Origin of the sequence: Pseudomonas sp. F8002, from assembly GCF_013385495.1 — a bacterium.
In the GTDB taxonomy this organism is placed as follows: Bacteria; Pseudomonadota; Gammaproteobacteria; order Pseudomonadales; family Pseudomonadaceae; genus Aquipseudomonas.
The window spans coordinates 47,040-67,943 of the sequence record NZ_JACAPW010000018.1; the positions used below are offsets into that span (position 1 = coordinate 47,040).

The 20,904-nt window shown below is 61.3% G+C and carries 19 protein-coding genes; 11 read left to right on the forward strand and 8 right to left on the reverse strand.

Annotation, left to right across the window (positions count from 1 at the left end; genetic code table 11):
• Nucleotides 1–148 precede the first annotated feature (148 nt).
• From bioF to HX811_RS15905, 9 genes are all read left to right on the forward strand, one after another.
• Complete coding sequence (gene bioF / locus HX811_RS15865; protein ID WP_177008816.1) at nucleotides 149–1,327, forward strand: 8-amino-7-oxononanoate synthase; 1,179 nt, start codon at nucleotides 149–151, stop codon at nucleotides 1,325–1,327.
• Nucleotides 1,320–2,051 (forward strand): alpha/beta fold hydrolase, encoded by a 732-nt coding sequence (locus HX811_RS15870; RefSeq protein WP_177046499.1) that lies wholly within the window; start codon nucleotides 1,320–1,322, stop codon nucleotides 2,049–2,051. The genes bioF and HX811_RS15870 overlap by 8 nt, the downstream gene beginning before the upstream one ends.
• Nucleotides 2,044–2,853 (forward strand): malonyl-ACP O-methyltransferase BioC, encoded by an 810-nt coding sequence (bioC, locus tag HX811_RS15875; protein WP_177046500.1) that lies wholly within the window; start codon nucleotides 2,044–2,046, stop codon nucleotides 2,851–2,853. Before HX811_RS15870 ends, bioC begins: the two co-directional genes overlap by 8 nt.
• Entirely contained in the window at nucleotides 2,850–3,530 is a 681-nt protein-coding gene (bioD, locus tag HX811_RS15880) for a dethiobiotin synthase (RefSeq protein ID WP_008434374.1), read from the forward strand. Before bioC ends, bioD begins: the two co-directional genes overlap by 4 nt.
• Before the next feature lie 107 nt (nucleotides 3,531–3,637).
• The gene (locus tag HX811_RS15885; protein WP_008434375.1) at nucleotides 3,638–3,919 is read left to right on the forward strand and encodes a hypothetical protein; all 282 of its coding nucleotides are present in this window, start codon (nucleotides 3,638–3,640) and stop codon (nucleotides 3,917–3,919) included.
• Between the two features lie 339 nt (nucleotides 3,920–4,258).
• Nucleotides 4,259–6,064, forward strand: a complete 1,806-nt coding sequence (locus tag HX811_RS15890; RefSeq protein ID WP_008434376.1) for a phenylacyl-CoA dehydrogenase — start codon at nucleotides 4,259–4,261, stop codon at nucleotides 6,062–6,064.
• Between the two features lie 205 nt (nucleotides 6,065–6,269).
• Nucleotides 6,270–7,559, forward strand: coding sequence for a diguanylate cyclase (locus HX811_RS15895; protein WP_023659318.1), 1,290 nt, complete (start codon nucleotides 6,270–6,272; stop codon nucleotides 7,557–7,559).
• Nucleotides 7,560–7,649: 90 nt separating this feature from the next.
• Nucleotides 7,650–9,434 (forward strand): acyl-CoA dehydrogenase C-terminal domain-containing protein, encoded by a 1,785-nt coding sequence (locus tag HX811_RS15900; protein WP_177008814.1) that lies wholly within the window; start codon nucleotides 7,650–7,652, stop codon nucleotides 9,432–9,434.
• 122 nt (nucleotides 9,435–9,556) lie between these two features.
• Nucleotides 9,557–11,335 carry an acyl-CoA dehydrogenase C-terminal domain-containing protein gene (locus HX811_RS15905; RefSeq protein WP_177046501.1) on the forward strand — a complete coding sequence of 593 codons (1,779 nt, stop codon included), beginning with the start codon at nucleotides 9,557–9,559 and terminating at the stop codon, nucleotides 11,333–11,335.
• Between the two features lie 226 nt (nucleotides 11,336–11,561).
• On the opposite strand, the gene HX811_RS15910 is transcribed toward HX811_RS15905, so the two are convergent.
• Entirely contained in the window at nucleotides 11,562–12,452 is an 891-nt protein-coding gene (locus HX811_RS15910) for a LysR family transcriptional regulator (protein ID WP_003211052.1), read from the reverse strand.
• Between the two features lie 209 nt (nucleotides 12,453–12,661).
• Here HX811_RS15910 and HX811_RS15915 point away from each other — a divergent pair, with 209 nt between their 5' ends.
• Nucleotides 12,662–13,942 carry an aspartate aminotransferase family protein gene (locus tag HX811_RS15915; protein ID WP_177046503.1) on the forward strand — a complete coding sequence of 427 codons (1,281 nt, stop codon included), beginning with the start codon at nucleotides 12,662–12,664 and terminating at the stop codon, nucleotides 13,940–13,942.
• A 186-nt stretch (nucleotides 13,943–14,128) separates the two neighbouring features.
• Nucleotides 14,129–14,287, forward strand: a complete 159-nt coding sequence (locus HX811_RS15920) for a YqaE/Pmp3 family membrane protein (protein ID WP_003211049.1) — start codon at nucleotides 14,129–14,131, stop codon at nucleotides 14,285–14,287.
• A gap of 6 nt (nucleotides 14,288–14,293) precedes the next feature.
• Here HX811_RS15920 and pqqE read toward each other — a convergent pair whose 3' ends face one another.
• The 7 genes from pqqE to HX811_RS15955 all read right to left on the reverse strand — a co-directional run bounded on the left by pqqE (nucleotide 14,294) and on the right by HX811_RS15955 (nucleotide 20,902).
• The gene (pqqE, locus tag HX811_RS15925) at nucleotides 14,294–15,433 is read right to left on the reverse strand and encodes a pyrroloquinoline quinone biosynthesis protein PqqE (protein WP_008434380.1); all 1,140 of its coding nucleotides are present in this window, start codon (nucleotides 15,431–15,433) and stop codon (nucleotides 14,294–14,296) included.
• Nucleotides 15,426–15,701: a pyrroloquinoline quinone biosynthesis peptide chaperone PqqD gene (gene pqqD / locus HX811_RS15930; protein WP_003211043.1), complete on the reverse strand. Its 276-nt coding sequence runs from the start codon at nucleotides 15,699–15,701 to the stop codon at nucleotides 15,426–15,428. Before pqqD ends, pqqE begins: the two co-directional genes overlap by 8 nt.
• On the reverse strand, nucleotides 15,698–16,450 hold the full coding sequence (gene pqqC / locus HX811_RS15935; protein WP_177046506.1) for a pyrroloquinoline-quinone synthase PqqC: 753 nt from the start codon (nucleotides 16,448–16,450) through the stop codon (nucleotides 15,698–15,700). The genes pqqD and pqqC overlap by 4 nt, the downstream gene beginning before the upstream one ends.
• 11 nt (nucleotides 16,451–16,461) lie before the next feature.
• Complete coding sequence (gene pqqB, locus HX811_RS15940; protein WP_003211040.1) at nucleotides 16,462–17,373, reverse strand: pyrroloquinoline quinone biosynthesis protein PqqB; 912 nt, start codon at nucleotides 17,371–17,373, stop codon at nucleotides 16,462–16,464.
• A gap of 77 nt (nucleotides 17,374–17,450) precedes the next feature.
• Complete coding sequence (gene pqqA / locus HX811_RS15945; protein WP_003194766.1) at nucleotides 17,451–17,525, reverse strand: pyrroloquinoline quinone precursor peptide PqqA; 75 nt, start codon at nucleotides 17,523–17,525, stop codon at nucleotides 17,451–17,453.
• Nucleotides 17,526–17,684: 159 nt separating this feature from the next.
• Complete coding sequence (gene pqqF, locus HX811_RS15950) at nucleotides 17,685–20,057, reverse strand: pyrroloquinoline quinone biosynthesis protein PqqF (protein WP_177046508.1); 2,373 nt, start codon at nucleotides 20,055–20,057, stop codon at nucleotides 17,685–17,687.
• A gap of 50 nt (nucleotides 20,058–20,107) precedes the next feature.
• On the reverse strand, nucleotides 20,108–20,902 hold the full coding sequence (locus HX811_RS15955) for a carbon-nitrogen hydrolase family protein (protein ID WP_177046510.1): 795 nt from the start codon (nucleotides 20,900–20,902) through the stop codon (nucleotides 20,108–20,110).
• Nucleotides 20,903–20,904 lie beyond the last annotated feature (2 nt).

The following is a 20,904-nucleotide window of genomic DNA, read 5'->3' on the forward strand; positions in this document are numbered from 1 at the left end:
CCACTTTGGAATGCCACCCAAATGTGGGAGCGGGCTTGCTCGCGAAGGCGGTGTGTCAGCCAATACATAAGCTGACTGATCCACTGCTTTCGCGAGCAAGCCCGCTCCCACATTTTTGACTGCGTTCAACCTGATCTACCGAGGTCTCATGTCTTTCGATCTCGCCGCGCGTCTTGCGGCTCGTCGTGCCGAACACCTGTATCGCCAACGTCCACTGCTGCAGAGCCCGCAAGGCCCTGACGTGGTGGTCGACGGCCAGCCGTTGCTGGCGTTCTGCAACAACGATTACCTGGGCCTGGCCAATCACCCGCAAGTGATTGAAGCCTGGCGCGCGGGCGCGGCTCGCTGGGGCGTGGGTGGCGGCGCTTCGCATCTGGTGATCGGCCACAGCACGCCGCACCATGAACTGGAAGAGGCCCTGGCCGACCTCACTGGTCGCCCGCGGGCGCTGCTGTTCACCACCGGTTACATGGCTAACCTTGGCGCCGTCACCGCGCTGGTGGGGCAGGGCGATACGGTGCTGGAAGACCGCCTTAACCACGCCTCGTTGCTGGATGCCGGTTTGCTCTCGGGTGCGCGCTTCAATCGTTACCTGCACAACGATGCTGAAAGCCTGGCCAAGCGCCTGGAGAAAGCCACCGGCAATACGCTGGTGGTGACCGACGGCGTGTTCAGCATGGACGGCGACCTGGCGGATCTGCCCTCACTGGCCCGTGAAACCCGGGCCAGGGGCGCATGGTTGATGGTGGATGACGCCCATGGTTTCGGGCCTTTGGGCGCCAACGGTGGTGGGATCGTCGAGCATTTTGGCTTGAGCCAGGAAGATGTGCCGGTGCTGGTCGGCACCCTCGGCAAGGCCTTCGGTACCGCTGGCGCCTTTGTCGCGGGCAGCGAAGAGCTGATCGAAAGCCTGATCCAGTTCGCCCGCCCGTATATCTACACCACCAGCCAACCGCCGGCATTGGCCTGTGCCACGCTGAAAAGCCTGGAATTGCTGCGCACCGAGCATTGGCGCCGTGAGCATCTCAATGGGCTGATTCGCCAGTTCCGTCAGGGCGCCGAGCAGATTGGCCTGGAACTGATGGACAGTTTCACGCCGATCCAGCCGATCATGATTGGCGACAGTGCCCGCGCCGTGCGGTTGTCGCAGATGCTGCGCGAGCGCGGGCTGATGGTGACCGCGATCCGCCCACCAACCGTGCCCGCCGGCAGTGCCCGTCTGCGGGTGACTCTCACGGCAGCCCACAGTGAAGCCCAGGTGCAGCTATTGTTAAGCGCATTGGAAGAGTGTTTCCGCTTGTTAGGCCAGGAGCCCGACCATGCGTGATCGACTGATATTGCTGCCTGGCTGGGGCCTCGGCGTTTCGCCGCTGGAACCGCTGGCGGCGGCGTTGCAGGGGCTGGATGAACACTTGCAGGTGCAGATCGAACCGTTGCCGGACGTGGAGTCGGACGACCTTCAAGAGTGGCTCGATGAGCTGGATTCGACCTTGCCCCAAGACGTCTGGCTGGGTGGTTGGTCCCTCGGCGGCATGCTTGCTGCCGAGTTGGCCGCCCGGCGCGGTGATCATTGTTGCGGTTTGCTCACCTTTGCCAGCAACGCAAGCTTCGTGGCCTGGTCCCGCTGGGACCATGGCATGCACGAAGAGGATTTTATTGCGTTTCTTAACGGTTGCCGCCTTGATCCGGTTGCGACGTTAAAACGCTTCAGTCTGCTTTGCGCCCGGGGTTCCAGCGATCCCCGATCACTTGCTCGGCTATTGCTGGCGGGTGCCCCTAAAACCTGCGCGCAGACCTTGCTCAGTGGTCTGGAGCTGTTGGGCCGATTGGACACCCGCCAGGCGTTGGTCGACTTTCAAGGGCCGCAGTTGCATCTGTTTGCCGGGCTGGACGGGCTGGTTCCGGCTGAAGTGGCCAGTGAGTTGTTCGCCTTGTTGCCTGACGTTGAAATCGGCCTGATTGAACAGGCCGGTCACGCTTTTCTACTGGAGGACCCCCACGGTGTGGCGGGGGCCATCCAGGCTTTTTTGCATGAGTGCGGTGATGACTGATTTGTCCCATGTGCTGCCCGGCGGCTTGCCAGACAAGCGCCAGGTAGCGGCCTCCTTTTCCCGCGCAGCCGCCAGTTACGACAGCGTTGCCGAGTTGCAGCGTGCGGTGGGCAGCGAGCTGTTGCGGCGTTTGCCCGAAGGTCTTTCTCCACAACGCTGGCTGGACCTGGGCAGTGGCACGGGCTATTTCAGTCGTGTGCTGGGCCAGTCATTTGCGGGTAGCCAAGGTTTGGCCCTGGATATCGCCGAGGGCATGCTCAAACACGCCCGGCCGCTGGGCGGTGCACAACATTTCATCGCTGGCGATGCCGAGCGCTTGCCGTTGCAGGACGCCAGTTGCGGGCTGATCTACTCCAGTTTGGCGGTGCAGTGGTGCTCGGATTTTTCCGCAGTGCTCAGCGAAGCGCGGCGCGTATTGCAGCCCGGCGGCGTGCTGGCGTTTGCCAGCCTCTGCGTGGGAACGCTGGATGAGTTGCGCGAAAGCTGGCGCGCAGCGGATGGCATGGTTCATGTGAACCGCTTCCGGCCGTTCAGTGCTTATGAGCAACTGTGCGCAGCCAGTGGTTTGCGGGTGCGCAGCCTGGAGCAGTGTCCCCACGTGTTGCATTACCCCGACGTGCGCAGCCTGACCCACGAACTGAAAGCGTTGGGTGCGCACAATCTGAACCCGGGGCGCCCAGGAGGGTTGACGGGCCGGGCGCGGATTGTTGCACTGGTGCAAGCCTACGAGCAGTTCCGCCAGGCCCAGGGCCTGCCGGCAACTTATCAAGTGGTGTACGCCGTCCTGGAGAAACCTCTATGAATGCCGCTTACTTCATCACGGGGACCGACACCGACGTCGGCAAGACCACCGTCGCTGCCGGCCTGCTGCATGCCGCGCGGCAAGCCGGCAAAAGTACGGCGGCGGGCAAGCCGGTAGCCTCTGGGTGCCAGCTGACGCCCAAGGGCCTGCGCAATTCGGACGCCCTGGCGTTGCTGGCCGAGTGTTCGTTGCCGTTGAGTTATGCCGAGGTCAACCCGGTGGCCTTCGAGCCGGCCATCGCGCCGCATCTGGCGGCCCGTGAAGCCGGCGTGGCGCTGACGGTGCAGTCGTTGTTGAAACCCATGCAGCACGTTCTCGCCAAACAGGCGGACTTCACCTTGATCGAAGGTGCGGGCGGCTGGCGTGTGCCATTGGCGGACCAGGACAATTTGTCGGACCTGGCCCAGGCGCTGAAGCTGCCCGTGATCCTGGTGGTGGGTGTGCGGCTGGGGTGTATCAGCCACGCGTTGTTGACCGCAGAAGCCATCGCCCGGGACGGGTTGCCGCTGGCGGGCTGGGTGGCCAATATCATCGACCCCAAGACCTCTCGTCTGGAAGAAAACCTCGCGACCCTGGCTGAACGACTCCCCGCGCCATGCCTGGGAAGGGTGCCCAAGCTCAAGCATCCCAGCGCCGAAGCGGTCGCCGCGTACTTGCAACTGGACCTGCTTGACTAGTTTTGCCTATCGCGAAGGCATTATGCCATTAGTGTTTTTGACGGGCGTTTTGCCGGTAGGTCTGCTTCAATAACAGTTCACGATTCTCTTATAGGCAGGTTCACGCCATGGAAATCTCTGGTAGCAGTGCGTTTTACTCGGGACTGAGCGCGATTCAGACCGGGCAGAACCGTGTCGACCAGGCCGCCGGCAAGATTGCCAGCGCCGCCACTTCCCAGCCTTCGGACGCGCAAAATGATCGTTTGCGTTCGGTAGACGCCAATCAGGCGAGCAACTCGGCGAGCAACATGGTCGAGATGGCCCAAGGCAAGTTCCAGGTTGAACTGGGCGCCAAAGTCGCCAAGGCTTCCGACGAAATGCTCGGCACCTTGATCGATACTTACGCATAACCCCCCCCTCTTATCGTGCGAGCTGGCTTCTCTGTGGGAGCCGGCTTGCCTGCGATAGCGTCACCTCGATCCTCCTGATACACCGCGGCGCCCGCATCGCAGGCAAGCCAGCTCCCACATTGATCTTCACCGCTCAATAATCTTTTTCCCCCTGAATCGTAATGCGGCATTTCGCTGCAGGCCTTGCCGTGCCTGACGTTGACCTGCGTCATGACAAACGGCGTTTGCGCGACGCTTGACAAGGATTGGTCGTAAACGTATGTTTCAAACAACTGTTTGACCGCCACAACACATCCATGCGGTTGTTCATCCCAGATACATCAGCAGAGGTTTATCGCTATGCCTGACTACAAGGCCCCCTTGCGTGATATTCGCTTCGTTCGTGACGAACTGCTTGGCTATGAAGCGCACTATCAGAGCCTGCCGGCTTGCCAGGACGCTACCCCGGACATGGTTGACGCCATTCTCGAAGAAGGCGCCAAGTTCTGTGAGCAGGTACTGGCGCCGCTGAACCGCGTGGGTGATATCGAAGGTTGCACCTGGAGCGAGTCAGGCGTTAAGACCCCTACCGGTTTCAAAGAAGCCTACAAACAGTTCGTTGAAGGCGGCTGGCCAAGCCTGGCCCACGACGTGGCGCACGGTGGCCAGGGCCTGCCGGAATCCCTGGGCCTGGCGGTCAGCGAAATGGTCGGCGAAGCCAACTGGTCGTGGGGCATGTACCCGGGCCTTTCCCATGGCGCGATGAACACCATTTCCGAGCACGGCACTCCCGAGCAGCAAGAGGCTTACCTGACCAAACTGGTGTCGGGCGAGTGGACCGGCACTATGTGCCTGACCGAACCGCACTGCGGCACCGACCTGGGCATGCTGCGCACCAAGGCCGAGCCTCAGGCTGATGGTTCCTACAAGGTTTCCGGTACCAAGATCTTCATCTCGGCCGGCGAACACGACATGGCCGACAACATCGTCCACATCGTGCTGGCTCGCCTGCCGGACGCACCGGCTGGCACCAAGGGCATTTCGCTGTTCATCGTTCCCAAGTTCGTACCAAACGCCGACGGTTCGATTGGCGAACGCAACGCGGTGTCCTGTGGTTCCCTGGAACACAAGATGGGTATCCACGGCAACGCCACCTGCGTGATGAACTTCGACGCGGCCACCGGTTTCCTGATCGGCCCGGCGAACAAAGGCCTGAACTGCATGTTCACCTTTATGAACACCGCTCGCCTGGGCACCGCGCTGCAAGGCCTGTCCCACGCTGAAATCGGCTTCCAGGGCGGCCTCAAATACGCTCGTGACCGCCTGCAAATGCGCTCCCTGACTGGCCCGAAAGCGCCGGACAAGGCCGCTGACCCGATCATCGTGCACCCTGACGTGCGCCGCATGCTGCTGACCATGAAAGCCTTCGCCGAAGGCAACCGCGCGATGGTGTACTTCACCGCCAAGCAGGTTGACGTGGTCAAGTACGGCACCGACGACGAAGCCAAGAAACAGGCTGACGCACTGCTGGCGTTCATGACCCCGATTGCCAAGGCGTTCATGACCGAAGTCGGTTTTGAAGCCGCCAACCACGGCGTGCAAATCTACGGCGGCCACGGCTTCATCGCCGAGTGGGGCATGGAGCAGAACGTTCGCGACAGCCGCATTTCGATGCTGTACGAAGGCACCACCGGCATCCAGGCCCTCGACCTGCTGGGCCGTAAAGTGCTGATGACCCAAGGCGAAGCGCTGAAGGGCTTCACCAAGATCGTCCACAAGTTCTGCCAGGCCAACGAAGGCAACGAAGCCGTACAGGAATTCGTTGCACCGCTGGCGGCACTGAACAAAGAGTGGGGCGAGTTGACCATGAAGGTCGGCATGGCGGCCATGAAAGACCGCGAAGAAGTCGGTGCCGCTTCGGTGGATTACCTGATGTACTCCGGTTATGCCTGCCTGGCTTACTTCTGGGCCGACATGGCCCGCCTGGCCGCCGAGAAACTGGCTGCCGGCACCACCGAAGAAGGCTTCTACACCGCCAAGCTGCAGACAGCGCGCTTCTACTTCCAGCGCATCCTGCCGCGTACCCGCACCCACGTTGCAACCATGCTGTCGGGCGCCAACAACCTGATGGACATGAAAGAAGAGAACTTCGACCTGGGCTACTAAGCCTCGGCCAGTTCGCTTCAAAAGCCGCCGCTCCTTCGGGAGCGGCGGTTTTTTTTGCGCGATAAAAAACCACAGTACCGCACTCAGGGATTGCTCCGAGCGGCCGTTACAGTGATGGCAATGTGATACGCATCACATTGAATGTGCTTAACTGTGATCAGTGAAGGCACTGTGCCATCTTTTTTTGTGGGTCGGAGCTTTACCCTTGTCGCGCGCGTCTGCTGTACGTTTCAGTCATTTTTTACCTTCACTGCTTTTACTGCTGGCGGGGCTCTCGGCTGCGTATGTGAAGGATCTCAATGTGTTCTTCACTTCACTGTTCAATGTGCTGCCGACCCTCGTGCTGCTGCTGGGCGGTTCGTACTGCGCGGTCTACCGGCGCCAGCGAGAGCTGTTCCTGATGATCACGGTGTACGTGGTCTATTTCCTGCTGGATACCCAGACCGATTACTACCGCGATAACGGTCGCGTGCGGGACGACGCGGCCGTGGTCTTCCATCTGTGTTGCCTGTTGTTACCGTTGCTGTTCGGCATCTACGCGGTCTGGCAAGAAAAAACCCACCTGTTTCGCGACTTCGTCGCACGCTGCGCGGTGCTGTTTGCGGTAGGCAGCGTGGCGCTTGCCCTTGAACAAAGTTTCCCCCATGCCTTGTTAAGCTGGTTGGCCGAAATTCGCTGGCCCGCCTTGCATGGCCGCTGGATGAGCCTGATCCAGCTATCCTATCCGATGTTCCTGATTGGTTTTGTGACCCTGGCCGCGCAGTACTGGTATCAACCAAGACCGCTGCACGCCGCGCAGCTGGTAGGGTTGCTGGGCTTGTTCTGGATGTTGCCGCAGACGTTCATTCTGCCGTTCACCCTGAACATCATGTGCAGCCAGGTGATGCTGATGATCGCTGCCGGGGTGGCCCACGAGGCTTATCAAATGGCCTTCCGTGACGAGCTGACCGGGTTGCCGGGCCGCCGCGCGCTCAATGAGCGCATGCAACGCCTGGGGCGCAATTATGTGCTGGCCATGGGCGACGTCGATCACTTCAAGCGTTTCAACGATACCCATGGCCACGACGTGGGCGACCAGGTACTGCGCCTGGTGGCCAGCAAGTTGTCCAAGGTCAACGGCGGCGGCCGGGCCTACCGCTATGGCGGTGAGGAATTTGCCGTGGTATTCGCCGGCAAGACCCTGGATGAATGCCTGCCGCACCTGGAAGAGATCCGCGAAATCATCGCCAACTACGACATCAAGCTGCGTAACCCGGACCGTCCCCACGACGACCAGCAGGGGCGCCAGCGTCGTGTGGGCAATGGCGCTTCCAGCGTGTCGGTGACCGTCAGCATCGGCGTGGCCGAACGCCAGGCCGAGCAGCGCAGCCCTGAAGAAGTGCTCAAATCCGCCGACCAGGCGCTGTACAACGCCAAGGGCGCGGGGCGTAACTGCGTGGTCGCTGCGGGGCAGACCCGCCGCGGCGCGGTCCGCATGGACAGCGCTGCCGGTTGAGTGATGGTGGTGTATTCAGCGGCCCTACAGTGATTGTCCGGTGGGCCGTGCGGCAGTAGGTTGAAGGCATCTGCTGCCGGAGACATTGCCATGCCTGACTATAAAGCTCCCCTGCGCGACATGCGCTTTCTGATCGATCACGTCTTTGACTTCCACGGCCACTACGCCGCGCTGGGTGCAAGCGATGCCAGCCCGGACATGGTCGGCGCGATCCTTGAGGAAGGTGCGAAGTTCTGCGAAAACGTCCTGGCGCCGTTGAACCGCTCCGGCGATGAAGAAGGCTGCCATTTCGACAACGGTGTGGTGACCACGCCCAAGGGCTTCAAGGAAGCCTTCGCGCAGTACGTGGAAGGCGGCTGGCACGGTTTGGCGGCTGACCCGGCCTACGGCGGGCAGGGCTTGCCAATGTCCCTGGGCCTGGTACTCGCGGAGATGATCTCCTCCAGCAACACGTCCTGGGGCATGTACCCCGGCCTGACCCACGGTGCGATGTCGGCGATCCGTGCCCACGGCACTGAAGAGCAGAAAAACACCTACCTGAGCAAACTCACCGCGGGCCAGTGGACCGGCACCATGTGCCTGACCGAAGCCCATTGCGGCACCGACCTGGGCCTGATCAAGACCCGCGCCGTCCCGCAGGCCGACGGCAGTTATGCAGTCACCGGCAGCAAGATTTTCATCTCGGCCGGCGAGCATGACATGAGTGACAACATCATCCACCTGGTGCTGGCCAAGCTGCCGGATGCGCCGGCCGGCACCAAGGGAATCTCGCTGTTTATCGTGCCCAAGTTCCATGCCGACTCGGGCGAGCGCAACACGATGAGTTGCGGCTCCATCGAGCACAAGATGGGCATCAAGGCGTCGGCCACCTGCGTGCTGAACTTCGATGGCGCCCGGGGTTTCCTGATCGGTGAGGCGAACAAGGGCCTCAACTGCATGTTCACCATGATGAACCATGCGCGCCTGGGCACCGGCATGCAGGGCCTTTGCCTGGGGGAAGCGAGCTTCCAGGGTGCGATCAAGTACGCCAACGACCGCTTGCAGATGCGCTCGCTGACCGGCGCCAAGGCACCCGAAAAAGCCGCTGATCCGATCATCGTCCACCCGGATGTGCGGCGCATGTTGCTGACCATGAAAGCCTTCAATGAAGGCAACCGCGCATTGACCTACTTCTCGGCACAGTTGCTCGATACCGCACACCTGAGTGGCGACGAGGGGCAACGCCAGGAAGCCGAAGATCTGTTGGCCTTCCTTACGCCGATCTGCAAGGCGTTCATGACCGAAACCGGGCTGGAGGTGACCAACCACGGCATGCAGGTGTTCGGTGGCCATGGCTTCATTCGTGAATGGGGCATGGAGCAACTGGTTCGCGATTGCCGGATTGCGCCGATCTATGAAGGGACCAACGGCATCCAGGCCCTGGATTTGCTCGGGCGCAAGGTGCTCGGCAGCCAGGGCAAGCTGCTGCGCGGCTTTACCAAAATCGTCCACAAGTTTTGCGCGGCCAACGCCGAACATCCGCAACTCAAGGCCCATGTGGCTCAGCTCAACCAGTTGAATCAGCAGTGGGGTGAGCTGACGGTCAAGGTAGGCATGGCAGCCATGAAAAACCCGGATGAAGTCGGCGCTGCAGCCCTGGATTACCTGATGTACAGCGGCTACATCATCCTTGCCTACTTGTGGCTGCGCATGGCGCTGGTGGCACAGGAGCAGTTGGACAGCGGTAGCGGTGATGCCGATTACGCCCAAGGCAAGCTGGCGACCTGCGAGTTCTACTTCAAGCGCCTGCTACCGCGCACGGCCGCGCACCGGGCGGCGGTGGAGGCGGGCAGTGAGTGCCTGATGAGTCTGCCGGCGGAGCTGTTTGCGCTTTAGTGACCGTAAAATACTTGTTGGTCACAAGCAGACCCTATGTGTCACAAAAGTTGTTCGGTTACACTCGGGGTCTGTAAAACCGACCCCACCCGAATAACGTTAAAGTTCTCACGAGGTTTGCCATGGCTGACTACAAAGCGCCGCTGCGCGATATGCGCTTCGTCCTCAACGAAGTTTTCGAGGTCGCCAAACTCTGGGCCCAACTGCCCGCGCTGGCGGAGACCGTTGACGCCGAGACCGTTGAGGCAATCCTCGAAGAAGCCGGCAAAGTCACCTCCAAGACCGTCGCCCCGCTCAGCCGCGGCGGCGACGAAGAAGGCTGCCGCTGGGAGAATGGCGCGGTCTTCACCCCGGCTGGCTTCAAGGACGCCTACAAAACCTACGCTGAAGGCGGTTGGGTAGGTGTTGGCGGCGACCCGGCGTACGGCGGCATGGGCATGCCCAAGGCGGTGTCGGCTCAGGTGGAAGAGATGATCAACTCCTCGGGCCTGGCCTTCGGCCTGTACCCGATGCTGACCTCCGGCGCCTGCGTGTCGATCAACACCCACGCCAGTGAAGAGCTCAAGGCCACTTACCTGCCGAATATGTACTCCGGCGTGTGGGCCGGTTCCATGTGCCTGACCGAACCTCATGCCGGCACTGACCTGGGGATAATTCGGACCAAGGCCGAGCCTCAGGCAGACGGTTCCTACAAGGTCAGCGGCACCAAGATCTTCATCACCGGTGGCGAGCACGACCTCACCGAGAACATCATCCACCTGGTGCTGGCCAAGCTGCCGGACGCACCGGCGGGTCCAAAGGGTATTTCGCTGTTCCTGGTGCCCAAGTTCATGGTCAATGCCGACGGCAGCCTGGGGGCGCGTAATCCGGTGACCTGTGGCTCCATCGAACACAAGATGGGCATCCAGGCGTCTGCGACCTGCGTGATGAACTTCGACGAAGCCGTGGGCTACCTGGTGGGCGAGCCGAACCGTGGCCTGGCCGCGATGTTCACCATGATGAACTACGAGCGCCTGGGTGTGGGCATCCAGGGCCTGGCCTCCGGTGAGCGCTCTTATCAGAACGCTATCGAATATGCGCGCGACCGCCTGCAAAGCCGTTCGCCAACCGGTCCGAAAGCCAAGGACAAGGTCGCTGACCCAATCATCGTCCACCCGGACGTGCGGCGCATGCTGCTGACCATGAAAGCCTCCAACGAAGGTGGCCGCGCATTCTCCACCTACGTGGCGATGCAACTCGACACCGCCAAGTTCAGCGAAGACGCCACCGCCCGCAAACGCGCGGACGATCTGGTTGCTCTGCTGACCCCGGTTGCCAAGGCGTTCCTGACCGACCTGGGCCTGGAAACCACCGTGCACGGCCAGCAGGTTTTCGGCGGCCACGGCTACATTCGCGAATGGGGCCAGGAGCAACTGGTGCGTGATGTGCGCATCACCCAGATCTACGAAGGCACCAACGGCATTCAGGCCCTGGACCTGGTGGGACGCAAGATCGTCGGCAGCGGCGGGGCGTTCTACACGCTGTTCGCTGATGAGATCCGCCATTTCACCGCCACTGCCGGCGCCGAACTGGCCGAATTCACCAAACCGCTGAACGCGGCCGTGGATGACCTGGACGAACTGACCGCCTGGCTGCTGGACCGCGCCAAATCCAACCCGAATGAAATCGGCGCGGCATCCGTGGAATACCTGCACGCGTTCGGCTACATGGCTTATGCCTACATGTGGGCCCTGATGGCCAAGGCGGCTCTGGGTAAAGAGGCTCAGGAAGACTTCTACGCGAGCAAGCTGGGCACCGCGCGTTTCTACTTTGCGCGCTTGCTGCCGCGGATCGCGTCCCTCAGCGCCTCGGTAAAAGCCGGTAGCGAATCGCTGTTTTTGCTGGATGAAGCACTGTTCTAAGGGCTTGGAGGGCGTGTAAGCATTCTCTTACATGACGTGCTGCTATTCGTCCTCTATCGCCAAATTGGATCCACGGATAATCTACTTCACATGGACGTCGCGCAGGAAGCGCAAAGCAACAACACGGACACGTAGGATTCTGCCAGGAAGGCGGAGTGAAATGGATGTCAGGGAAACAGTCTGCAAAGCCCCGCTTCGGCGGGGTTTTCTTTTGCCTGCGAAAAAGTCAGGCGGGCGCGTTCATCACGTCTTCCAGCAGCGTGCGCAACAATTCCAGCGTCGCCTGCTGGCGCTGCACATCCCGGCACACCAACCCCACTTTCAACGGCACCCGTGGTTCGCTCAAGGGTTTCCACAGCAACGCCTTGCTGTTGTGTTCGTCCTGGGAGCGTCCGGGAAGCACCGTCGCCAGCTTGGTGTGGGGCAGGCTGTCGAGAATCCCCGCCATCGTATTCAACTCGGCCTGCACTTGCGGGCGTCGGCCCAGGTTGGCCAATTGACCTTGCCATATCTGGCGCACCTGAAACTCCTCCCCCAGCAGCAACATGGGTAACTCGGCGGCTTGCTTCAGGGAGACTTTCTTGAATTCTCGCAGCGGGTGATCAGCCGGGATGACCACCTTCAGTTCATCTTCATACAGCAGCACGCCGTGCAGCCCCGGCTGGCGTGGCGGCAGGTAGCTGATGCCGATATCCAGCGAGCCGTTGAGCAGCCGGCGTTCGATTTCCATCCCGGTCAGCTCGTAGATCTGTACGACCAGGTGCGGCTGGGCCTTGCGCACCCGTTCGAGCATCTGCGGCACCAGGCTGGTGTGCACGGTTTGCAGCACGCCGATCGCCAAGGTGCGCAGTGCCTGGCCCTTGAAGTTGCGCAGCGCTTCCACCGCATGCTGCATACCGTCGAGCAAGGGCAGGGCGTGGTTATACAAAGTGTGGGCGGCGAGGGTCGGCAGCAGGCGCTTGCTGCTGCGTTCGAACAGGCTCACATCAAGGTTTTGCTCGAGCTGGCGAATCTGCTGCGATAAAGCTGGCTGGGAGATCGACAGGCGCTCCGCTGCCCGCCCCACATGGCCTTCTTCGTACACCGCGACGAAATAACGCAGTTGCTTGAAATCCATAAGTAATGCTTATCGAAAATGCTGGAAAATCGAAATGGCCGAGTGCTCCCAAGGCGCCTAGTCTAGCGCCTATTCACAGGGCTTACAGGGCCGGAAAGCACGATGAGTAGTGTTTATGTTGACGGTGTTTGCATAGGCAAGGCAAAAAACCTCCGCCATGGGTTTATCGGTAATACCGACCAAGGTGCGATTGCCAAAGGGGTTCATCCATGAACCTGTTCAACCTGCGTCGCCCCGCCCCCAGCCTGGATGATCTGATCCTCGAGGCGAAGACCCCGGCTCTGCGAGACGATCTTTCCAGCGATTGCCTGATGCCCAGTGTGGCCCGCCCGCAACAGGTGTTTGTACGCGGCCAGGGCTCCTGGCTGTGGGACAGCGAAGACCGCGCCTATCTCGACTTCAGCCAGGGTGGCGGCGCCAACAGCCTGGGCCATAGCCCACAGGCAGTGACCAAGGCGCTGGCCGATCAGGCCCAATCGCTGATCAATCCCGGTAACAGCCTGCACAACCGCGTTCAACTGAACCTCGCCGACCGCCTGTGCCATCGCACCGGCAGCGACCAGGCCTACCTGCTCAACAGCGGCGCCGAAGCCTGCGAAGCGGCTATCAAGCTGGCGCGCAAATGGGGCCAACTGCACCGTGGCGGCGCCTATCGCATCATCACCGCGAGCAACGGTTGCCATGGCCGCAGCTTTGCCGCGATGTCGGCCTCGGCAGCCGCCAGTGAAAACCGTTTTGAGCCCCAGTTGCCAGGCTTCAGCCACGTGCCGTTCAACGACCTGCCGGCGCTGCACGCGGCGGTGGATGCGCAAACCGTGGCAATCATGCTGGAACCGATCCAGAACGATGCCGGCGTCATTCCCGCGACCGAGCATTACCTCAAGGGTGTCGAACGCCTGTGCCGTGAGCTGGGAATCCTGTTGATCCTCGATGAAGTGCAAACCGGCACCGGCCGTTGTGGCACGTTGCTCGCCGAACAGCACTATGGCGTTCGCGCCGACATCATCACCCTGGGCAAGGGCTTGGGGGGTGGTGTGCCGCTGGCGGCGTTGCTGGCACGGGGCAAAGCGTGTTGTTTTGAGCTGGGTGAGCTGGAAGGCACCCACCACGGCAACGCGCTGATGGCTTCCGCCGGTGTGGCGGTGCTTGATACGGTGCTGAACCACGGATTTCTTGCACACGTCTGCGAGGTCGGCACTTATCTGGGCGAAGGGCTTGCCCGCCTGGCGCATCGCTATGACCAGGGTGAACTGCGCGGCCAAGGCCTGCTGTGGGGACTGACTCTGTCGGAGGATTCGGCAGATGCGGTGGTAAACGCCGCGCTCAGTGAAGGCCTGATCCTGAGCGCGCCGCAACCCGATTGCCTGCGCTTCACCCCGGCGCTCACATTGAGCAAAAGCAACGTCGACGAAATGCTCCTGCGTCTGGCCCGTGCCTTCTCCCGGGTGCGCACTGCACAGCTGCAATGCCGCAAGGGCATTGCCGTTTAAGCCCCATATTTCCTGAACCGTCTCGCGGTATACGCGGCGCCTCCAGCCTGATTCTTTTGGCTGGGGGCGTTTTTTTGTCCGCGAATTGGACGATGGCTGAGTGCCAGATCCCACTGAACCCTTACCAACGGCCAAGGTCGATTAGCTTGTACGGCTCACACGAGCCGATTTTCTGGAGCTGAACCCATGGATATCATTCGCATCATCATCGCTATTCTGCTGCCGCCACTGGGTGTGTTCCTGCAAGTGGGTTTCGCTGGCGCGTTCTGGCTGAACATCCTGCTGACCTTGTGCGGTTACATTCCCGGCATCGTGCACGCGGTGTACATCATCGCCAAACGCTAAAAGACCTCAGCCTTTCGCGATCAGCCGTGAGTTGCGCTCATTGCGAAAGGCCAGTTGCTCAATGGTCTGGGTGGCGTGCTCCGCTTCTTCGCGGGCCTGGAGGATCATGCCGTGGTGCTCCGATTTGCTGCACACCGGGTCAGCATTGCTGGCATCCCCGGTCAGCATGAACGCCTGGCAGCGGCACCCACCGAAGTCCTTTTCCTTCTCGTCACATGAACGGCACGGCTCGGGCATCCAGTCGTAGCCGCGAAAGCGGTTGAAGCCAAACGAGTCGTACCAGATGTGTTGCATGCTGTGGTCGCGCACATTGGGAAATTGCACCGGCATCTGTCGGGCGCCGTGGCACGGCAGGGCAGTACCGTCCGGCGTTACTGTCAGAAAGATGCTGCCCCAGCCATTCATGCAGGCTTTCGGGCGTTCCTCGTAGTAATCCGGCGTGACGAATATCAGCTTGCACGGGTGGCCTTCGGCTTCGAGCTTGGCGCGGTATTCGTTGGTGATGCGTTCGGCGCGCACCAGCTGTTCCTGGGTCGGCAACAGGCCGACACGATTGAGCTGGGCCCAGCCGTAGAACTGGCAGGTGGCAAGCTCGACAAAGTCCGCTTCCAGGGCAATGCACAGCTCAATGATGCGGTCGATCTTGTCGATATTGTGCCGATGGGTGACGAAGTTCAGCACCATCGGGTAGCCATGGGCTTTCACTGCCCGGGCCATTTCGAGTTTTTGCGCGAAGGCTTTTTTCGAGCCGGCCAGCAAGTTGTTCACTTGCTCGTCACTGGCCTGGAAACTGATCTGGATATGGTCCAGGCCGGCCTTCTTGAAGTCGCTGATCTTCTGCTCGGTGAGGCCGATGCCGGAGGTGATCAGGTTGGTATAGAAACCCAGCTTGCGCGCCTCGGCGATCAGTTCGGCGAGGTCCTGGCGCACCAGCGGCTCACCGCCGGAAAACCCCAGTTGCGCAGCGCCCATTTCCCGGGCTTCACGAAATACCTTGATCCACTGTTCCGTGCTCAGTTCCTTGCCCTGCTCGGCGAAATCCAGCGGATTGGAGCAGTACGGGCATTGCAGCGGGCAGCGGTAGGTCAGCTCGGCCAGCAACCAGAGCGGCAGGCCGATTTCCGGCTTGGGTGGCAGGTCAGGCAAGTTCGATCCAGTGCTGAGCACGGGCAACCTCCATGAATTGCTCGATGTCTTCACCGAGCTCGGGCACGCCAGGGAACTGCTTGTCCAACTCGGCGATGATTGCGCTGACATCGCGCTCGCCGTCGATCAAGCCACCGATCAACGCGGCGCTGTCGTTGAGCTTGATCATGCCTTCCGGGTACAGCAGCACATGGCCTTTTTGCGCCGGTTCGTACTGGAAACGATAGCCCTGGCGCCAGGTCGGTTTTTTGCTGCGATCGAAGCTCATAGGGTGATCCCCTTATGCCATACACGCTGGTCGGTCACGCTGTGATACGGCGGGCGTTTCAGTTCATAAGCCATGCTCATTGCATCGAGCATGCTCCAAAGAATGTCCAGTTTGAACTGGAGAATTTCCAGCATGCGCTCCTGGCCTTCGCGGGTGGTGTAGTGCTGCAGGGTGATGGCCAGACCGTGCTCCACATCCCGGCGAGCCTGGCCCAGGCGGGTGCGGAAATACTCGTAGCCGGCGGGGTCGATCCATGGGTAATGCTGGGGCCAGCTGTCGAGGCGCGACTGGTGGATCTGCGGGGCGAACAACTCGGTCAGGGAACTGCTGGCGGCTTCCTGCCAGCTGGCCCTGCGGGCGAAGTTGACGTAGGCGTCTACCGCAAATCGTACGCCCGGCAGTACCAACTCCTGGGAGCGCAGTTGATCCGGGTCGAGGCCGACGGCCTGTCCCAGGCGCAACCAGGCTTCAATGCCGCCGTCTTCGCCGGGAGCGCCGTCGTGATCCAGCAGGCGCTGGATCCACTCACGACGAATCTCCCGGTCCGGGCAGTTGGCCAGGATCGCGGCGTCCTTGAGGGGAATGTTCACCTGGTAATAAAAACGGTTGGCGACCCAGCCCTGGATCTGCTTGCGGGTGGCGCGGCCTTCGTACATCGCCACGTGATACGGGTGATGGATATGGTAGAAGGCGCCCTTGGCGCGCAGGGCCTGTTCGAACTCGGCGGTGGTCAGCGGTGTGTCAGTCATTTGGCTCGCTCCTACAATTCAATGCTCATGCCGTCGTACGCCACTTCCACATTGCGTCGCAGCAGCTCGGCTCGCTCGGGCGAGTCTTCATCCAGGATCGGGTTGGTGTTGTTGATGTGGATAAGCACCTTGCGCTGCTTGGGCAACTGCTCCAGCACTTCCAGCATGCCGCCGGGGCCGTTTTGTGCCAGGTGGCCCATCTCGCGACCGGTGCGGGTGCCGACGCCACGGCGCTGCATTTCGTCGTCGTCCCACATCGTGCCGTCCACCAGCAGGCAATCGCTGCCGGCCATTATTTCCAGCAACGGTGCGTCAACCTTGCCCAGGCCCGGCGCATAGAACAGCTTGCCGCCGGTGCGCAGGTCTTCGACGATCAGGCCGATGTTGTCGCCCGGGTGTGGGTCGAATCGGTGAGGTGAGTAGGGCGGTGCCGCGCTGCGCAGGGGCAATGGTGTGAAGCGCAGGTTGGGGCAGGCGGGGATCGTGAAGCTGGCGTCCAGCTCGATGCGGTTCCAGGCCAGGCCGCCGTTCCAGTGGGTCAGCATGGTGAACAGCGGGAAGCCGGTGCTCAGGTCTTCATGGACCATGTCGGTGCACCACACCTGGTGCGGGCAGCCTTCGCGCAGGCTGAGCAGACCGGTGGTGTGGTCGATCTGGCTGTCCATCAGGATGATCGCGCTGATGCCGGTATCCCGCAGCGCGCGGCCCGGTTGCATCGGGGCGAAGCCTTGAAGCTGGGCGCGGATATCTGGCGAGGCGTTGCACAGCACCCAGTTCACGCCGTCATCGGAAATCGCGATGGACGACTGGGTACGCGCCTCGGCCCGCAGGCTGCCGTCGCGAAAACCTGCACAGTTCACGCAGTTGCAGTTCCATTGCGGGAAACCACCGCCCGCGGCGGAACCTAGAATCTGGACAAACATGGCCGCTCCATTACACACAACTCAAAAATAAAAACGCCCCGGGCGAGCCGAGGCGTTGCATTGCGATACAAAGCCAATCAGCGGCTGGCAAAGTACATGGTGACTTCAAAGCCGATACGCAGATCAGTGTAAGCAGGTTTGGACCAGGTCATGTTCTTACTCCTACGAAGGGAAGGGACGTTTACTACCAAGTAATACATATAGTCCACCTCCAAGCGGAGATGTTCAGATGTGTGCATGTGAATGTTACGTACTTCTTTTGAAGATAGCGCTGTCCTGCGGGAAAAAGCCTTTTACCGAAGCGGCAATGATCAGCCAGATCGTTGCCAGGAGCCGGCGGCACAAGCGCCATTGGCCACACAGCGCCATCCGCCTGCAGCAGCATTGAGATGCTGTGCAGCTACCATTAAATCCTCGCGGGTGCGGGTCTGGATGAAATCTTGCAGCTGCTGGATGTAATCCGACGGGTGGCCTGCCAAGTGCGCGTGCCAGAGCAGTTCAGCGGCTTGGGAAGTGGGTAGGGCGTCGAGGGAAAATTGCCGGGCCAGATCGTTCGGCAGTTCGCGGGCGTTAATCAGCGCGGGCAGTTGCTTCAGGAACGCCTGCAGGTGATCAAGTATTTGCGCAAGAGACGCGCTTGGGGATTGCACCCCAAACAGCAGGCCGGTTTGCCCGTTGTACTGTCGGATGCCGCTGAACACCGCGTAGCCCAATTGAAGCTCAACACGCAGTTGCTGGTAGAACGGCGCTTGCACCAGATGTGCGAGGAGGCGCCAGCAAGCCTCGTCCGCCAGGGAGCGTGTGGGTGTCGGGCAGAACAGCAGCAACGCGGCGTCGCTGGAATCGGTCCTGACTTCGTGCCAACGATGCTGGCTGCTGATTGACGGCAGTTCGCTGATAGCCGCTTGGGGTTGGCCGGGCAGTTTCCCGGCTGCACTTTTTATCGCCGTCTCGCAGGCGGCGGGCAGTCCCACGGCAAGCCCTTGCCAGCGAGCGGTTGACCATCGGTCTTGCCCAGCAACCTGCTGTGCAGCTGGGATGTCGGCGCAATACTCGGGTAATGCCTTGAGCAACTGTCGGATCGCCATTGCCGGTGCCGGGAACGATGACGCTCCGGCATTTTCGTCGAGGCGGGTCAGCTCACGGGCCACTTCCTCCAATATCGCGGGCATGGGTTCGTGCAGCCCTAGCATCTTCAGCTGCCAGTGACCGCCGATTGTCTCGAAAGACAACTGGACGCCAGCCTGGCTGGCGTTCTCACGCAGCCGTGGGAAAAGCTCTGCATCCAGCGGCGAATCCAGATGCCAGCGCAGGTAGAGCGCGCCTTCATCTGTGTCGCCTGGCAAGGCCTGGCTGAAGGTCAGCGCCGAAAGGTCCTTTCGCCCACGGGAGCGATCCTGGGCGAACGTGCGCAGGCCGCGATGGGCGCTGGTTTGCCCGCGAATCAGCCCCGGGCGCTCTTCCCTGGCTGCCGGCTGCAGGAACGGATTGGTGGGCGGCAGTTGCCAGGCGTGCCGGGACGGCGGCAATTGCAGCGAGTCCAGCAGGGTCTTGAGGGAGCTGGCGCTTTGCTCGGACAGGACCAGTTCGTTGGCCTGCCGGGCCAATGCCAGGGCACCACTGACCTGTTGTTTGCGAGCAAGCAGCAAGGCGTACTCTTCCCGCAGGGGCGCCCAGTCACTGTGTGCGAAAAAGCTCAGCCAGTCGTGCAGCAGTTCTTCGATCAGTGTCGTCTGCTGCGCACCCTGAGTGTCCAGGGTGAACTTGATATCCAACAACGCCTGTCCGGCAAATTGATACAGCGCCGTTGCGTTAATGGCGCTGACTAACTGCCGCGACTGCAACTCGGCGAGCAACCCGCCGGGCGCCGAAGTGTTCAGCCACAGGCAGAGGAAATCCAGCGCCTCAGGGGAAGCCTCGCTTGCCACCACCTGATGCCAGTGGTGTTCATCGGTGTGTTGATAAGTACGTTGATTGCCGGCCAGCAACGCTGGCGCCGGCGTCTGTCGCCGCAGAGGTGCAGTCTTCAGCGCAGCGCCAAACTGATGCGCCAATGCCTCCAGCTCCACCAGCGACTGAGGGCCCGCAAGGCTCAAGGTCATCTGCCCGGTATGATAGAAACCTTCATAAAAATCCCGCAACGCCTGCTGAAAATCCTCACGCTCTACCGCCAAGCTATCCCGGTTGCCCGCATGAAACGCGCGCAACGGATGATCCGCCGCAACACCTTCCAGCAACGCTTGTTGCTGTTGCGCCGTGGCATCTTGCGACCAGGCAATAAACTCCGCCTGCAATACTTCGCGCTCACGCAACTGGTCTTCCAGGGCCAGGCGCGGATGGGCGAGCATGTCCCCCAGGCGCTCCAGTGCGGCTTCAAATGCCGAAACAGGCACCTCAAAGAAAAAGTCGGTAGTGCGCTCGCGGGTGCCGGCATTCACCTGCCCGCCCTGACGCTGGACGTAGGCCATCAGCCCGTCGCTTGCGGGAAAACGCTCGGTGCCCAGGAACAATAAATGCTCAAGAAAATGCGCCAGTCCCGGCCACGCCAGGGGTACATCGTGGCTGCCCGCTGCAACGCGCAAGGCAGCCGCGGCGCGCTTCAAGCGCGGCGCATGATGCAAGGAAACCCGCAGGCCGCTGGCCAGGGTCAATTGAAGGTGATGAGGGTGGGCCGGCGCAGGCATGAGCACTTCCGAAACGTAGGAAGTGCCTATGCTAGCGCAAACCTGCGGGATCAGTGCTTGTGCAACGCCCCATAAAGCTCGGGACGACGGTCCAGCAGGTAGCGATTGGCCGCGCGTGAGTCGACCATCAACTGCCGATCGAGTGTGCCCACGATCAGCGCTTCATCCAGACCGGCCTGGGCAATCCGCTGGCCATCCGGCGCGGCGATGCTGCTTTGCCCGCAATACTGGATCTCGCCTTCCTGCCCGCAGTAATTGGCGTAGGCCACATAACACTGGTTTTCAAACGCCCGCGCCCGCACGGTCACATCGGCGACGAAATCGAAGGGCACCATATTGGCCGTCGGCACCAGGATCAACTCCGCCCCGGCCAGCGCCAGGCGCCGGGTGTTCTCCGGGAATTCCAGGTCATAGCAAATCAGGAAACCCAGCTTCCAGCCGTTCAATTCCACCAGCGGAAAATCATCGTCCCCGGCGCTGAACATCGAGTTGTCGAGATCGCCAAACAGGTGGGTCTTGCGGTAGTTGCACTGGCGTTGGCCGTTGGCGTCTATCAACTGCACGGCGTTGTAGATCTGCCCGTCTGCACCGCGCTCCGGATAGCCATACAGAATCGCCACGCCCGAGTTTTTCGCCAGCGCGGCGATGGACTGGGCAGCGGGACCGTCCTGGGTTTCAGCCAGGGCGCCGACCGCTTCCACGCCGATGTTATAGCCGGTGAGAAACATCTCCGGCAGTACCAGCAGGTCGGCGTCGGTGGCCTCTTGCGCCAACTGATGCAGGCGCTTGAGATTACCGGCCACGTCCAGCGGCAAAGGCGGACATTGATACAGGGCAACACGCATGG

What these genes read in the sequence shown, in the direction of transcription:
- bioF (WP_177008816.1), top strand. Translation starts at nt 149, where the DNA reads ATGTCTTTCGATCTCGCCGCGCGTCTTGCGGCTCGTCGTGCCGAACAC.
- HX811_RS15870 (WP_177046499.1), top strand. Translation starts at nt 1,320, where the DNA reads ATGCGTGATCGACTGATATTGCTGCCTGGCTGGGGCCTCGGCGTTTCG.
- bioC (WP_177046500.1), top strand. Translation starts at nt 2,044, where the DNA reads ATGACTGATTTGTCCCATGTGCTGCCCGGCGGCTTGCCAGACAAGCGC.
- bioD (WP_008434374.1), top strand. Translation starts at nt 2,850, where the DNA reads ATGAATGCCGCTTACTTCATCACGGGGACCGACACCGACGTCGGCAAG.
- HX811_RS15885 (WP_008434375.1), top strand. Translation starts at nt 3,638, where the DNA reads ATGGAAATCTCTGGTAGCAGTGCGTTTTACTCGGGACTGAGCGCGATT.
- HX811_RS15890 (WP_008434376.1), top strand. Translation starts at nt 4,259, where the DNA reads ATGCCTGACTACAAGGCCCCCTTGCGTGATATTCGCTTCGTTCGTGAC.
- HX811_RS15900 (WP_177008814.1), top strand. Translation starts at nt 7,650, where the DNA reads ATGCCTGACTATAAAGCTCCCCTGCGCGACATGCGCTTTCTGATCGAT.
- HX811_RS15905 (WP_177046501.1), top strand. Translation starts at nt 9,557, where the DNA reads ATGGCTGACTACAAAGCGCCGCTGCGCGATATGCGCTTCGTCCTCAAC.
- HX811_RS15910 (WP_003211052.1), bottom strand. Translation starts at nt 12,452, where the DNA reads ATGGATTTCAAGCAACTGCGTTATTTCGTCGCGGTGTACGAAGAAGGC.
- HX811_RS15915 (WP_177046503.1), top strand. Translation starts at nt 12,662, where the DNA reads ATGAACCTGTTCAACCTGCGTCGCCCCGCCCCCAGCCTGGATGATCTG.
- HX811_RS15920 (WP_003211049.1), top strand. Translation starts at nt 14,129, where the DNA reads ATGGATATCATTCGCATCATCATCGCTATTCTGCTGCCGCCACTGGGT.
- pqqD (WP_003211043.1), bottom strand. Translation starts at nt 15,701, where the DNA reads ATGAGCTTCGATCGCAGCAAAAAACCGACCTGGCGCCAGGGCTATCGT.
- pqqC (WP_177046506.1), bottom strand. Translation starts at nt 16,450, where the DNA reads ATGACTGACACACCGCTGACCACCGCCGAGTTCGAACAGGCCCTGCGC.
- pqqB (WP_003211040.1), bottom strand. Translation starts at nt 17,373, where the DNA reads ATGTTTGTCCAGATTCTAGGTTCCGCCGCGGGCGGTGGTTTCCCGCAA.
- pqqF (WP_177046508.1), bottom strand. Translation starts at nt 20,057, where the DNA reads ATGCCTGCGCCGGCCCACCCTCATCACCTTCAATTGACCCTGGCCAGC.
- HX811_RS15955 (WP_177046510.1), bottom strand. Translation starts at nt 20,902, where the DNA reads ATGCGTGTTGCCCTGTATCAATGTCCGCCTTTGCCGCTGGACGTGGCC.